Raw genomic sequence first — 15266 nt, 5'->3', positions numbered from 1 at the left:
TGTTCTTATCACATACTATTTGCAAAATGTAGGTCTTGCTATTCATAAAAAAATACTCATCTATAAGATGAGTATTTTTTACGATGATTTTTCTCTTTTCTTTCGAAATGGTAACCACCAGTTCCAGTCTCCAAATAATTTCATTAAACTTGGTACGAGCATAAGACGTATAATTGTTGCATCAAGGAATATCGCTAATGCAACGCCAAGCCCCATTTGCCGTACCGGTAAAATATCAGTAAAGGCGAACGCACCTGTTACTACAATCATAATTAACGCAGCTGATGTAATGATCCTACTGGTTGACACAAGCCCTTCTAACGTCGCTTGATCATTATCTCCTGTTTCTTCATATAACTCATGAATACGTGAAATAAGAAAGACTTCATAATCCATGCTAAGCCCAAATACGAGACCGAAAATGAAGATTGGTAAGACAAATAGAACAGGACTCGCTTCTAAACCAAAATGCCCACCTTCAAATAACCAAACAACGATTCCGATTGTTGCGCTTAAACTAAGTATATTCATAATAATCGCCTTAATCGGAATGAGTATAGATCGGAATGCAAATAATAATATAACAAAGGTCGATCCAAATATAACAGACATACCAATTGCAACTTTATCTTTAATTTCATCTTCTAACTCTTGTTGGAACGTCGTCATCCCGCCTAAATAATACGTAACATTTGTTTCTTTATAATCTTGTTTAAAATCACGAACCCACTGTTTAGCAGTTTCAGTACGTGGTTTCGTTTTTAAAAAGATTTCTACCGTCGTCTTATTCTCTTTCGTATATGCTTCAAATATAGGCGCTAGTTTCGCTGCTTCTGGCGACTCTAACATTCCAGCGACTTGATCTGCTTTCATACCAGTTAACCCGTCGTATAAGCTTCTCACTTCATATACTTTCTTATCATCTTTTAACTTTTGAACGACTTCTTCTATCTTTTGTAAACTTTCTTTTTCTTTCATATCTTTTTTCGTCTCTACCACTAACGTAACATCAGCATGTTTTTTTGCAGTTTTATTAAATGCCTCTTCGTACTTCTCATATGCAAGTCTTGTATCACTTTGTTTAGGTAGAGCTTCCACATCAGGGAACTGCAAATTCGCAGTGCGTAATGGCAATAAGCAAATAATAATAAATGTTGTAACAACAATTATCATCGCAATTGGATGTTTCATTACAAATTGTGCAAATGTACGCCACGCCTTTGCCGGTGTATGTGCTACTTGATTCTTTTTTAATATTCGTTTCCCAATTAATGATAATAGCGCTGGGAGAAGTGTGAGTGAGAATAAAATACTCATAATCACAACAATCATCCCGCTAATCGCGACAGACTGAATATAATCGATCTTAAAGAAAAACAAGCCGGATAATCCAACAAATACACATAATCCTGAAAATACGATTGCTCGCCCTGCTGTCTGATATGTAATTGCTATGGCTTCTTTTACCGTTCGCTTTGCAACTTCTTCTCGAAAGCGATTTACAAATAATAGTGCAAAATCAATAGATAACGCAAGTCCGATCATCGGTGCAACATTTAACACAAAGATAGATAGTTCCTTATCGCTACCTATAAAGTATAATATACCCATCGTACTAATAACACTAAGTGCTCCATTTACAATTGGTAATATAGATGCCAAAAGACTACCAAATGAAAATAGTAATACGAGAAATGCAATTGGTAACCCAATCATCTCTGCTACTTTTAAGTCATTTTGTGTTCTTTCATTAATTTCTTGATTAATTTTTGGAAACCCTGTAGGCGTTACTTTTAATGCTACATTACTTTCCTTTTCGATTTTATCAGCAAATTGTAATGTCTTTTCCATTCGTTCCTTATTTGTTTTCCCGGAAAATAAAATTGTCGCATAGCCGATATCATCTTGTAACATTTCTTTATTTTGCACTGGATGATGGAAAGATTCATATGTCTCTTTCTCTTGTACATTTTTTACAATACCCTCTACTTGTTTTTGAAATTCCTCATATGAAACACCCTTATTTTTTTCAAAAACGAGTAGGAGCGTATCTTGGGACCTCTTAAAATCTTTGTCTAAAATTTCTTTCGTTTTTTGATAGTCCCCTTCTGTTTGGAAACCATCACCGCCTAATACTCCCGGTAACTTTGGAGCAAAAATCCCAAGTGCTACCGCAAGTAAAACTAACACTACAATTACTGTATAACGAAACTGATACAAAAAAGCTCCTAATTTTCCCCACTTATCTACTTTATGTACATTTGTTTTCATACATTTTCACCTACTTTACATAATTCAATTGTCATTTATACTGTATCACATCTTCATGCAAACAAAAAACGTCTGGAAACACTATAATGATAGTTTTTCCAGACGTTTTTTTATCTCTCTTTATTAAGCCCCAATCTCTCGGTAAGTAAACGATGGCAATAAATCGCCATAATTAACAAAATACCACCTACGCAATAACCAGCTAAAATATCAGTTGGATAATGTACATTTAAAATAACTCTACTTAATCCAATCAATACAATTACTATTCCCATCAAAATCGTTATAACATATTTCCCAGTTACACTCTTCAAATTTGCCGCAATGATATAAGCAAGAAACCCGAATGTCATAATAGATAACATTGCATGCCCACTAGGGAAGCTATATCCAAGAGCATCCAACGCTTCATTTAACGACGGACGCTCTCTTTTCACAACTTCTTTTATCCCTTTATTCACAAGATGTGTTATTAAAATGCCCATTGGATATACGATCATCGCAGCATAATAACGTTTTCTCCAAAAAACAAGTAAACTTATAACGAGCGTAGTTACGATCCCAATGGCAGACCCTAATTTTGTATAGTGTGAGAAAAATGTAAGTGAATCCTCTGTTTGTAATCCTTTTACTAATCCTCGGACATATGTATCCATCACTGTAACGCCACCCACATGTACGCGCCAAGCAACAATGCCAAATACAGCAAGTAATAACACGATACATACTACCTCATATTGATGCAACTTCTTTTTCAAGCGATTTCCTCCTACTATGAAAAAATGCGATTTCTATTTTAGAAACCGCATTTCCTTACTTATTTACCTTTTGTTTTTAACTCTGTCCAGTAACGATCATAGTCTTTTAACTTATCGTCTACATCAACAAGCCATTCCGTACGATCTAATTCTTCTTTCGTTAAGAAGATCATGTGGTTATCACGATATTCTTTACTATGAAGAGGATGAGCTTTTTCATTTGGATTACTGTATCCAATTGACTCGTAGTTTTTCACACTTACTTTCTCATCTAGTAAGTAGTTCATAAACTTCTCTGCAAGCTCTTTGTTTTTTGCACCTTTTGGAATTGCTAACGTATCAGCCCAAATTGTGCCGCCTTCTTTTGGTACAACGTACTCTACATCTTTATTATCTTTTGCGATAAATGCTGCATCTCCAGACCAAACTGTTCCGATCCAAGCATCTTCTGTAATGAATTTTTGTTTAATATTATCTGTATCAAATGCTAATAAGTTTGGAAGTAGCTTCTGTAAATCCGTTGCAGCTGTCTTTAACTGTGCATCGTCTTTCGTGCTGTTTGAGAATCCATGCTTCTTAAGACCCATTCCTAACACTTCACGAGAATCATTTAATAAAGTTACATGCCCTTTATATTTCTCATTCCATAAATCAGCCCAGCTTGTAGGTGCTTCTTTCACATACTTTTTATTGTACGCAATCCCTGTTACGCCCCAAGTATATACTAAAGAATATTTATTCTCCGGGTCAAACGCAGGTGTTTTGAAATTAGAAATCATATTTTCGATATTCGGGATATTCTTTTTATCTAACGGCGCTAATAAATCCATTTTTGCCATTGTTTTAACCATGTAATCAGACGGCTGAATTAAATCATACTTCGCACCACCAGCTTGTAATTTCGCAAGCATTTCTTCGTTACTTGCGTACTTATCATAGTTAACTTTCACGTTATATTTCTTTTCAAAATCTCTTAGCACTTGCTCATCAAAATTGTCAGCCCAGCTATAAATGTTTAATTCTTCTTTCTTTTCACCACAACCAGCAAGTACACCAGCAACAAGGCTAAAGCTAATTGCTGCGCCGGCTAATCTTTTCATTAATTTCATCGGTTTATTACCCCCTCGTACTTTCTATATCGTTCGTATTATAAAGGAAGGTGTCCTCCAGAGTTTTCTTCACCATCTGCACCTTTGTTACGGAAGATTTCAGATAGAACCATTAATCCGACGATAGCTACAATTAAAATTGTAGAAAGTGCATTAATTTCTGGTGATACTCCGCGCTTAACCATACTGTAAATGTATAATGGCAATGTTGTTGATCCTGGTCCTGATACGAAGAAACTAATTACAAAATCATCAATTGATAATGTGAATGTTAATAATGCTGCTGAAATAACTCCTGGTGCAATTGCTGGGAACGTTACATAACGAAACGTTTGCCACGGCGTTGCTCCTAAATCGTTCGCAGCCTCTTCTAAATCACGTCCCATACCAGAAAGACGTGCTGCTAAAATAACGACAACAAATGAAATACTAAATGTAATGTGCGCAATAATAATTGTTGTTTTGCCAAGTTCCATACCTAATTGACTAAATAAGATAAGTAAAGATAATCCCATTAAAATATCAGGAATTAAAATTGGTAAATACACAAGACCGTTAATAGCCCCTTCATAACGATATTTATAACGATGTACTGCAATTGCGAAAATCACACCAAGAACTGTCGTTACAATCGTCGTTACGATCGCAATCGTCATACTATTTATAAACGCATCAATAACATCTTGCTTTTGAAATAAATCTGTATACCAATGGAATGTAAAACCTTCCCATTCCGCATTAATGCGAGAATCATTGAAGGAATATACCATTAAAACCATCATTGGAAAATACAAGAACAATAAAATTAACCAAGAATAAGAAACTAAAAACTTCTTCATCTTTGCCTATTCCCCTCCGTTCCCATCATATTTATATACTTTCGTTGCACGATAATATAAGTAAATTAACAGAACAGAGAATAGAACAACAATCATAGATAACGCAGATCCAAACGGCCAGTCACGCGCTCCTAAGAATTGATTTTGAATTACGTTTCCGATTAATGCTACTTTCGATCCACCCATAACGTCTGATACAACAAACATTCCGATAGAAGAAACAAACACTAAAATAGAACCAGTAGCAATCCCTGACATCGTCATCGGTACTGTTACATTCCAAAATGCCTTTGCTGGTGTTGCTCCTAAATCATAAGCTGCTTCTAGCTTACGCTTATCAAGCTGCTCAATCGCTGCATACACCGGTAAAATCATAAATGGTAATAAAGAATAGACCATTCCGAGTATTACAGAAGGTGTGTTATATAGTAAATTTAAAGGTTCACTTATAATACCTAATTTCAATAGCAATGTGTTTACAAGACCTTGTGAACGTAAAATAACAATCCATGCGTATGAACGAACAAGGAAGTTAATCCAAAACGGGATCGTTGCCAATAATAAAAGAATTGAACGGTATTTACGATCAACAATTGTAATTGTATAAGCAAATGGATAACCAATTACTAAACAGATTACTGTTGTAATAACTGCAATCTTAACAGTTTCCCATAACGTTCCCATGTATAGTGGATCAAACACACGAGCTATATTCTCTAACGTAAATTGCATTTCCACTGTCCCATATGCCCCGCGCTGCATAAAGGCAAATGCCAATACAAACAGAAGGGGAATTAGGAAGAAGATTAACAGCCACGCGACTGTCGGTAGTGCGAGTAATTTCCCTTTTTTCAATTTAAGGTCACCTCGTCCTCTTGCTCCCAGCCTACGTATACATTATCTCCAATGCTCCACTGCGCTGCTTCTTCAGCAGTTTGATATGCCATTAGTAATTCTGATGTTTTCTCGTCACGTACATACAGCTTTTCCATATTTCCAACAAACTCAACGTCTTCAATATGTCCAAGATGGTATTCTTTTAAAATCGGCTCTTCAACCGAACGTACCTTTACGTTTTCAGGGCGAATTGCTACATAGCCTTCCCCGTTTTTCACAATATTATTTTCACCGATAAATGTCGCAACGAACATTGTTTTCGGCTTATTGTAAATTTCTTTCGGCGTTCCAATTTGTTCAATATGTCCTTTATTCATAACGACAATACGATCACTCATGCTCATCGCTTCTTCTTGATCGTGCGTTACGTATATGAATGTAATTCCTAAATTACGTTGTAAGTTTTTCAATTCACGTTGCAAATCTTTTCTTAACTTAAAGTCTAACGCCCCAAGTGGCTCATCTAGTAATAATACACGCGGGTTATTTACAATTGCTCTCGCAATCGCTACACGCTGCTGCTGTCCACCAGAAAGCTTTGCAGGTTTACGATTACGGAACTCAAGTAACTGCGTTAAACGCATTGCCTCTTCAGCACGCTCTTTCTGTTCTGCTGCCGGTACTTTCTGCATTTTCATACCGAAACAAATATTTTTCTCCACATTCATATGTGGGAATAGCGCATAATGTTGGAACACTAAGTTCATATGACGCTTATATGGTGGCAAATCGTTAATCTTTTCATCATCTAATAAAAGATTCCCTTTAGTTGGCGTTTCAAAACCTGCGATCATGCGAAGTAATGTTGTTTTCCCGCAACCACTCGGCCCTAAAATCGTTAAAAATTCCCCTTCTTTAATGTCTAAAGAAAGAGGTGGGATAATCACTTGATTTCCAAAATGTTTTTCTACTGCTTCAACTTTAATAATCTTTTTCATTTTCCCGTCCTATCTACCTTAAATTTTAATTTTTATATTCATGAATAAATATTTATGTTCTATAGACTATTTTTTGTTTCGATCCAAACAAAAATGGTTGTTTAGCAGCGTTCTCTTCTATTCTTTATGTAGTATGTTTGATTCATTTTCGCATGATACATATGTCGAACAGAAAAACCCCTTCCATTGCGAAGGGGCTATTATCATACGGCTACGCCTACTGATAAACACCATCATCATTTTAACAACTTTCGTATGAATTTTAAAGCACTTTTTGTAGAAGAGTAACGAATTTTCATATCGAATGCCGTAGATTGGGCTAAAATGCTTTTATAATGTGAAAAAGTCCGAAAACTTTCTTCCCCATGATAACTACCTAATCCACTACTTCCAACGCCACCAAAAGGTAAATATGGCGTTGCAAGATGATAGACAACATCATTAATACAGCCTCCGCCATATGAAATATTACTCGTCACTTTCTTTTGTACTTCTTTATCTTCAGAAAATACATATAACGCTAACGGCTTCGGATGTTGCTGAATTGTGCCAATTATCTCTTCTATGTTGTCGTATTCTACAATTGGTAAAATCGGACCAAAAATTTCATCTTCCATAACAGTACTTTGCCATGTAACATTTGTTAACACTGTTGGTTCTATATGTAAAGTTTCTTTTTTATAGTTCCCGCCGATTACCGTTTTACCATCTTTCAAAAATGTACATAAACGTTCAAAATGACGTTCAGTCACAATTCGTACATAATTGTCATTGTTCAGTGGATCTTTTCCATACTGCTCCGCAATTTCGTGTCGTAATGCCTCAATTAACTGTTCTTTCACCGAAGCATGCACATACATATAATCAGGCGCTACACACGTTTGCCCTGCATTTAAAAACTTACCCCACACAATTCTTCTTGCTGTTACCTCTATTTTTGCATCTTTATGTACAATACATGGGCTTTTTCCGCCAAGTTCTAACGTGAGTGGCGTCAACCGTTTCGCTGCTGCTTCCATCACAACTTTTCCAACACCGACACTACCTGTAAAGAAAATATAATCAAACGGTTCCTTTAACAATTCCGTACTCTCTTCTACACCGCCTTCTACTACCGCTACAAGCTCTTCTTGGAATAATCCCTCTAACATTCTCGTAAGTACTTCGGAAACGTTTGGCGTTAGCTCTGACGGCTTTAAAACGATTGTATTCCCAGCCGCCAGCGCTCCTACAAGAGGTGCAATTGCTAATTGAAATGGATAGTTCCACGGTGCAATAATAAGTGTCACACCGTATGGTTCAGGTACTACTTTCCCTTTTGATCCAAAATGAGTGAGTGCTGTTCGAACCCGCTTCGGTTTACTCCACGATGAAATATGCTTCAATTGAAAGGAAATTTCTTTTAATACATATCCAACTTCCGTTGTAAACGACTCATGAACTGACTTATTTAAATCTAATTTCAATGCCTGAAATATTTCTTCTTCAAAACGTTGAATGCCTTTATAAAGCTTCTTCAAATTATTCTTTCTCACTTCTACACTTCTCGTATGGCCATTATAAAAATATACTTTTTGCTTATTTACAATAGAAGAAACACTCATTCATTCACCTTCTCCCACTATTTTTATCCAATTCTTTCATTATTTATATAGACTTCATATATAATAAATTTCTATTCGTAAAGTTACATTATATATAATTTCTTCTTTTATTTAAAATTCATTGCTCAAAAAAAACTACCGAAAGAAAATCTTTCGGTAGTTTTACTGTATTAACGATATAAACGAACAGCACCTGCAGAATTATCATCAGCTTGTCCTACTACTTCAAACTTCAGGCCAAGATTCGGTAAAATACGTCCTGCATCTGGAATCTGTTTATTAATATACGTTTTCGAATCATCAAACTTCGGTACGCCTGCTAAGCCATTATACGTATACGTTCCGCGCGTTGGAGATACAACTTTCCAAGCTGGCGTTTTATCAAATGAGAACGCCGCATCAGCGATTTGGAATCGTGTACTACTTGCTACTGTTGGTTTACCATTTAAAGTTCCAACAATTGCTTCTGGATGAGAATCAACTACGCCAAGGAAACCATGTCCTGGATGTAAGCCAACCCAGTTATCTGTATAAGATGAATCTGCATACCATACAACCATACCTGTGTTGTATTCTGGACCACGAGCATATTTCAATGCGTTATCTGAACCAGCATAGTTTCTCCACTCTACATAATAGTTATGTTTTTTCTTCTCTGTTCCATTAGATACAGTGAATCCATCTAATTTGAACTGCGGTGTACCTTCTGCATCATCAGAGAATACTACTTTACCGTCTACATTTAGTGATGCATTATCAAGTAGGAAACCGTTTAATGCTAAACCACCATCTGTAATGTACTCAAATGTTAATTTTACTTTCTTACCTTTGAATTGGCTTAAATCGTATGATTTGTCAATCCATTTTCCATTTGTTGAATGTGCATTTCCACTATTTGCTTTCTCACCCAGTTTTTCGATTAATGTTTGTTGACCATCTTCTGTTACAGCATGCACTTCAAGGAAATCATACTCTGCCTCAATTTCATACAATGACTTGAAATCAAATTTCGCAGTCGTTGCATTTGTCAAATCGAACAGTGGCGTCTCCATTTTTGTGTGAAGATTGTCACCTTTTGTGCTGTAGTAATACTGCTTACCAAATGCTGGCGCAATTGTTTTTACATCTTTATCTGGTAAGTTAACACGAATCATACCTGGTCGGTTAGATTTCGTAACACTTTGGTCTAAATATGTCGCTAGACCGATACCTTTATTTAATTTCTCGTAATCTACTTCTACGATATTTGCCCAGTTACCACCGATTGTTTTTTGGAAAAACTCTTTATTTTGCGGTGAGAAACTTGTTGGCGTTGTTCCTGCAATGTTACCCGCCCAGCTTCCGCCACTCATAACAGACCAAGCTTGAATTGGTTCACCGTCACCAGTATAGTCTGTATCATACTCATCTGGAAGACCTAAATCATGACCATATTCATGTGCGAATACACCAACTGCGCCATCTTCTGGTTCAATTGTGTAGTCGAATGCTGCGATCTTTCCGCCCCAATATGGAACTTTCGCTTGTGTGCCTTCAATTGGGAATGGTTTTGGTCCAACAGTCCAGCGGTGTGACCAAATTGCATCGTCACCTAATTTACCACCGCCTGCTTCTTGTCCAACACCCGCATGAATAATCATTAAGTGATCGATTAAACCGTCCGGTTGCTTTTGATTTCCATCGCCATTTACATCATATTGATCAAATTGGTCAAACTCAGATAAATCAATACCACTATCTACAGCTGCTTTTAATGCATCTTTTACTAAATCACGTGGTCCTTTTGGTCCTTTATTATCATGACCTGTAGCAGCATCCGCACCGTAATCAGCAGCTTTACCAGGAACTGTTAACCATTTTGTAACTGTTCCGTCTACTGTATAACTACCGCCAGATTGCTCTTCGTAATATTGTTTAAACGTTTCGATTTTGCTGCCATCCTCTAATGCGAATGGCTCATTACCGAATAACATTTTTTCATAATGTTCTTTGTTAAAATCGTCAGTATACATATAACCAGGTTCTTTATCAATATTGTTATGTTTAAAGTCAGCGTACTCTACAAGTAAAACGAGTACTTTATCTTTACGAACTTCACCGTTATATTCTTTTCCCTTTGCTGGAGAAGTTGGTACTTTACCATTTAGACCACCCTTAACTGGGCCTGTCGCTGCAGGTGTTCCTGTTGCTGGTTTGTCTAACTTTTCTTTCGTATCAGCTTTCGCATCTTTCACTTTCTTTAAAAAGTCAGATGCTTCTTTCGTAAGTGGGTCCCCATTTGATACTTCTTTCCCAGGATTTTCACCCTTTTTGTTCTCTACGTATTTTTCGACGGCTTTCTTTGTTTCTGTCTCTGAAGCCTTCGAATCAATTACCCCACGGTTTTTTAGCGCATTTGCTAAACGTTCTTCTGGAATTAAATGATCATCGACTGGGCTCGTAGCTGTCTTATTCACAGGTGTTTCAGCATATGCAGACTGGCCACCCGCTCCGAATGAAAGACCTAACACAGCTGTCAAAGCGATTGATGACAAAACTTTGAACGGTTTCTTGTTCATCCCTTATTTCCTCCCCTAATAAAAAATATGTATTACAAATTGAATTTTATTAAAAATTCAATATTTTTTCAATATTTAGTTATATTATGTAATGTTTTTAATATATTTGTAAAAATTCCATAGTTAGCATACGAATATATCACAATTCAACAATGTTTTCTGAAAATATTGAAAACATCTGTCAAAAACTTTATAATCGCCATAGAGGGAATTTAATGGGGATTTTATCTTTGTTTTATCTACAAAATATTTGATAATTCACTATATAAAACACAAAATGCGATTGCATTATCATATATTCTGTAGCAGCAGTTATGACCGATAATTAGGGAGGAATTACATTTGTACAAAGATAAGACTGACGCACTGGACCAAGAATGGATTGATTTAATACTTGAAGCTCTAGACGCTGGTATCGCCCTGCAAGAGATCGAACATTTTTTCCAACGTATGAAGCCATCCAGTCAGGCTCAATAGGCTTGTTCTTTTTAACGAAGTTTATGTTATAATAATGACATCATAAGACGACTACATATTGATAGAAAGGTGCGCAAATATGATTGGAGAACGTATAAAACGCCTTCGCTTACAAAAAGGTATTTCATTAACTGAACTTGCCGAAAAAGCTGGTGTTGCTAAATCTTACATTAGTTCTATAGAACGAAATTTACAAAAAAACCCTTCCATTCAGTTTCTAGAAAAAATTGCAGCAGTTCTACAAATTCCAGTTGATACTCTACTTCATGATGAAACAGCAAAGGAAAATCACTTAGACTCCGAATGGACACAACTCGTTAAAGATGCGATGAGCTCAGGTGTCTCCAAAGAACAATTTCGTGAATTTCTTGAATTTACAAAATGGAAGCACGATCAAAAATAATAAATAGAAAGAAGTGCTTACAAACGGCACTTCTTTTTTCTTTATAAAAAAAAGCGGGGGATACCCGCTTTTTGCTTTATTATTTTTCTTCGCCATCTGTTTGGCTTGCGTTGAATGTCCATTCTAAGTTCAATGAATCGCCTTGGAATTTGTTTTGATCTTTACCATCATCTTCGAATACAAATTGTACCCATAGATAGTCTTCTGAATTTGGTGCTAGACCACCATTCTCTGCCCACTCTGGAGCAAAGATGTCTTTAGCTAAAACATCTGGATCCACATTTTGTAAATCTGCTAAAGTTGTTTCATATACAGGCTCACTTTGTTTATCCCAGTTCCAAAGGAATTTCACTTTAATGTGCTTACCAAAATCTTCACCAGCATTATCACCTTTTGCATCTTTAACAGTATACTTTGTCGCTAATTTAACGTCTTTAATCGCTAACGTACCGTCGTTCTTTAATAAGAACTCTTTCTTAACAGAATCCCCTGGTTTTAAATCTTTAATATCTACAAGCGTTTTAGGGTTTAATGTAAGATCTAACGTCCCAGCTGCAAATGTATTATTTGATACTTCTTTATCACTAAAGTATGCAAATGTTCCTCCACCAATTAAAGATAACCCCAGTGCCGCTGATGCAACTCCCATACCTAATTTCTTTTTCAGACTCACAATCAATTCCCCCTAGCTGTTTTTTATATTTTTGTCTCTTATTTTTCAATAAGAGATATAAAGAAAACTATATTAGCTTAGCTAATGTTCGTTCTCTTTTAAAAACCTTAAGTTCATTATAACGAACATTACTCTATAAATACAACAAATATTTATTAGTATTTTCAATTATTTTTATTTCTCAATATTGTTCCGATTTTTCAGAAAATAAAACATGATACTTTATACTAATTTATAACTTTGTTCACACTCAAATATATTTCATACTATAAGAAAAAAGAAAGACAAAGAGGTGAGGGCTAACGTTCCCTCACACTCACATAAACATTAATAGTTTTGTTTATTCGCTCGTTATCTCTTGCACCACATCCTTGTTTTCCAGCTGTTTCACTAAAGCAGTTACCAGCTTTTTATCTGTTTCTATTTCTTCTGTTCTTCCACTCTCTGCTGTTCTTCTGCTTTCTTCTGTTCTTCTGCTTTCTTCTGTTCTTCTGCTTTCTTCTGTTCTTCTACTTTCTTTTGTTCTTCTACTTTCTTTTGTTCTTCTACTTTCTTCTGCTCTTCTACTTTCTTCTGTTCTTCTACTTTCTTCTGTTCTTCTACTTTCTTTTGTTCTTCTACTTTCTTCTGTTCTTCTACTTTCTTCTGTTCTTCTACTTTCTTCTGTTCTTCTATTTCATTCTGTTTCTTTACTGTTTCATCTTTTAATAGTTTTTGTAAAGTTTGAATTTGTTCATCAATAGCTTGCAAACTAACTTCTTTCACAATATAATCTCGCTTCTCTTTTATACTGAGAAAACCTTCATTCACATATACGGCCACTTGTTGAATCGATTCACTTTTATTCACTTTTAATTCTTCTTGTATTTGATTATAAGGAGCTTCTATTGCAGTATATACATTTTGCAGCCCTTCCTCCTCAGAAGCAATTTTCTCACGTCCTTGTTGCCACACTATAATTGCCTGTTCAATTTCTTCTATAGAAGTTACTGCCAACTTCCCCTTCATTTCTCCATACTGATGCTCAATAAACTGTTTATGTTGCTCAGCTTCCTCTTTTAACGTATCAACTGTTTTTGGAAATATAATCGCTGTAGAAAGAGCGGCTTCCACTTTCGTTTCATGAATAAATGCAGCTTCTGTATACGTCATTATTTGAGAGCCTAAATAAAACGTAATGGAGCACATACAAGGCAATATAAGCATCTTTTTTAATTTGCGAGTTGTTTTCAGCATCTTAATCTCTCCCATCGAACAAGACGTTCTCTATACAGAACGTTATTTTTATTATAATAAAGAACGATAAAAAATGATAGCTATATACTAGAAAAATAGAAAAAGGACTATCCATTTGATAGCCCTTTTTCATATTATTTTGCTTCACCTTCTGTTTGTTGTGCATCAAACGTCCAAGTTAAATTTAATTTATCGCCTTGGAATTGGTTTTGGTCTTTTTTATTATCAACAAACTCAAATTTCACTGTAAATTTATCAGACTTACCTGCAGAAATACCTTTTTCATCCCAGAACCAAGCAGATAGATCATTATCTACCGCTGTAAGTGTGTCACCTTTCAATTTATCTAGCGTTGTTTCTTTTACGATTGTTTCATGCTTGTCTACATTTTTTAAGAATGTTACTTTAATATGTTTACCAAAATCATCTTTATTATCTTTCTTCACATCATCTACATTGTAATCTGTTTTCAATAGAACCTTTTTAATATCTAAAGATCCTTTATTTTCTAGTTTAAAATCTCTTGTAATTGTATCGCCAGGTTTTAAATTTGATACATTAACAACTGTTGTTGGATTGATTGCTAAATCAAGTGTACCAGACGCAAATGTATTGTTTGACACTTCTTTATCACTGAAAAATGCAAATGTTCCTCCACCAACTAATGCTGCCCCTAACACTGCTGATGCGATACCCATACCTAATTTTTTCTTTAAAGTCATGTCCATATCCCCTTAATCTATATATTTGTTAACTTCCTAAAAGGAAAGTATAACCAAACGAACTAGACGGATTGTTCTACTTTTTTCTCTTTCTTTTCCCCGTCAATGCTGCGAATCGCGCCAAAAATAGAAATCGCGGAATAGCCTAGTAAAAAGACCCCTGGAATAATAAGAAGCAATGCAGCTCCAGCCTTTGAACTAGCATAATTTAATGCATATCCTGCATAAGGAACTGTAATATCCGCATATTTCCCAATAACATTCTCCGCACGTACTGGTTCTAAATCAGGGCCATTGTTGTTATCCCCTTTTGTTTCATACGTTACTTTTCCATTTGTATCTTTCACACCGATAATACGGTGAGTGATAATTTTTTCATCTTTCTCTTTAAAGGTAATAACATCGCCTTTTTGATATTTAGAACCATCTTTCGTCGGCTCTATCGCAATGATTGATCCTGTTAAAAATGTTGGTTCCATCGATCCTGATAACACTGATTTAAATTGATATCCCATCACTGTTGGATCTCCGCCACTCGCTTTTGACGAAATAACTACAAAAGCTAAAAAAACCATTAATGCAAATAAAACAAATGAGATAACGTTGCTAATCGCTTTCCAAATTAATTTCATCGTCTCTCTCCCTCTCCGTTGTTTTATATTATTTGGAGTATATAATACCCAATTCGTTCTTTAACAAGAACACAACTAAATAATATAACGAACAAAAAATAAATGCAATAAGAAAATTTACAATTATTAGTTATTTTGTATATACAAAA

At 35.5% G+C, this 15266-nt stretch carries 14 protein-coding genes; 2 read left to right on the top strand and 12 right to left on the bottom strand.

Annotated elements, in window-relative coordinates:
* Positions 1-78 precede the first annotated feature (78 nt).
* The 8 genes from KVT31_RS11770 to inhA1 form a co-directional block, all read right to left on the bottom strand.
* Positions 79-2271, bottom strand: a complete 2193-nt coding sequence (locus KVT31_RS11770; RefSeq protein ID WP_088095624.1) for an MMPL family transporter — start codon at positions 2269-2271, stop codon at positions 79-81.
* A 110-nt stretch (positions 2272-2381) separates the two neighbouring features.
* Complete coding sequence (locus tag KVT31_RS11765; RefSeq protein WP_088095623.1) at positions 2382-3029, bottom strand: phosphatase PAP2 family protein; 648 nt, start codon at positions 3027-3029, stop codon at positions 2382-2384.
* A gap of 59 nt (positions 3030-3088) precedes the next feature.
* Entirely contained in the window at positions 3089-4138 is a 1050-nt protein-coding gene (gene potD, locus KVT31_RS11760; RefSeq protein ID WP_088095622.1) for a spermidine/putrescine ABC transporter substrate-binding protein PotD, read from the bottom strand.
* Positions 4139-4176: 38 nt separating this feature from the next.
* Complete coding sequence (potC, locus tag KVT31_RS11755) at positions 4177-4977, bottom strand: spermidine/putrescine ABC transporter permease PotC (protein WP_088095621.1); 801 nt, start codon at positions 4975-4977, stop codon at positions 4177-4179.
* Between the two features lie 6 nt (positions 4978-4983).
* Positions 4984-5832, bottom strand: coding sequence for a spermidine/putrescine ABC transporter permease PotB (gene potB, locus KVT31_RS11750; protein ID WP_000715495.1), 849 nt, complete (start codon positions 5830-5832; stop codon positions 4984-4986).
* Positions 5829-6812, bottom strand: a complete 984-nt coding sequence (gene potA / locus KVT31_RS11745; protein ID WP_000720323.1) for a spermidine/putrescine ABC transporter ATP-binding protein PotA — start codon at positions 6810-6812, stop codon at positions 5829-5831. The genes potB and potA overlap by 4 nt, the downstream gene beginning before the upstream one ends.
* Positions 6813-7048: 236 nt before the next feature.
* Positions 7049-8416, bottom strand: coding sequence for an aldehyde dehydrogenase (locus tag KVT31_RS11740; protein WP_088095620.1), 1368 nt, complete (start codon positions 8414-8416; stop codon positions 7049-7051).
* A gap of 170 nt (positions 8417-8586) precedes the next feature.
* Complete coding sequence (gene inhA1, locus KVT31_RS11735; protein WP_088095619.1) at positions 8587-10974, bottom strand: M6 family metalloprotease immune inhibitor InhA1; 2388 nt, start codon at positions 10972-10974, stop codon at positions 8587-8589.
* Between the two features lie 342 nt (positions 10975-11316).
* Between inhA1 and KVT31_RS11730 the strand changes: the two genes are divergently transcribed.
* Together KVT31_RS11730 and KVT31_RS11725 are read left to right on the top strand one after the other, a co-directional pair.
* Complete coding sequence (locus KVT31_RS11730) at positions 11317-11451, top strand: anti-repressor SinI family protein (RefSeq protein WP_088095618.1); 135 nt, start codon at positions 11317-11319, stop codon at positions 11449-11451.
* A 79-nt stretch (positions 11452-11530) separates the two neighbouring features.
* Complete coding sequence (locus KVT31_RS11725; protein ID WP_000578867.1) at positions 11531-11854, top strand: helix-turn-helix domain-containing protein; 324 nt, start codon at positions 11531-11533, stop codon at positions 11852-11854.
* 79 nt (positions 11855-11933) lie between these two features.
* Here the strand turns inward: KVT31_RS11725 and calY are convergent, their stop codons facing one another.
* The 4 genes from calY to sipW all read right to left on the bottom strand — a co-directional run bounded on the left by calY (position 11934) and on the right by sipW (position 15117).
* Entirely contained in the window at positions 11934-12527 is a 594-nt protein-coding gene (gene calY, locus KVT31_RS11720; RefSeq protein WP_002011472.1) for a biofilm matrix protein CalY, read from the bottom strand.
* A 420-nt stretch (positions 12528-12947) separates the two neighbouring features.
* Positions 12948-13763: a DUF4047 domain-containing protein gene (locus tag KVT31_RS11715; RefSeq protein WP_140392387.1), complete on the bottom strand. Its 816-nt coding sequence runs from the start codon at positions 13761-13763 to the stop codon at positions 12948-12950.
* A gap of 134 nt (positions 13764-13897) precedes the next feature.
* The gene (locus KVT31_RS11710) at positions 13898-14485 is read right to left on the bottom strand and encodes a TasA family protein (RefSeq protein ID WP_088095616.1); all 588 of its coding nucleotides are present in this window, start codon (positions 14483-14485) and stop codon (positions 13898-13900) included.
* A 62-nt stretch (positions 14486-14547) separates the two neighbouring features.
* Positions 14548-15117, bottom strand: a complete 570-nt coding sequence (sipW, locus tag KVT31_RS11705; RefSeq protein ID WP_088095615.1) for a signal peptidase I SipW — start codon at positions 15115-15117, stop codon at positions 14548-14550.
* Positions 15118-15266 lie beyond the last annotated feature (149 nt).

Origin of the sequence: Bacillus sp. GbtcB14 (assembly GCF_019091205.1) — a bacterium.
Taxonomy (GTDB): domain Bacteria; phylum Bacillota; class Bacilli; order Bacillales; family Bacillaceae_G; genus Bacillus_A; species Bacillus_A cereus_AG.
The sequence above is the reverse complement of the archived record's forward strand: the minus strand, read 5'-3'. Positions and strand labels throughout refer to the sequence as shown.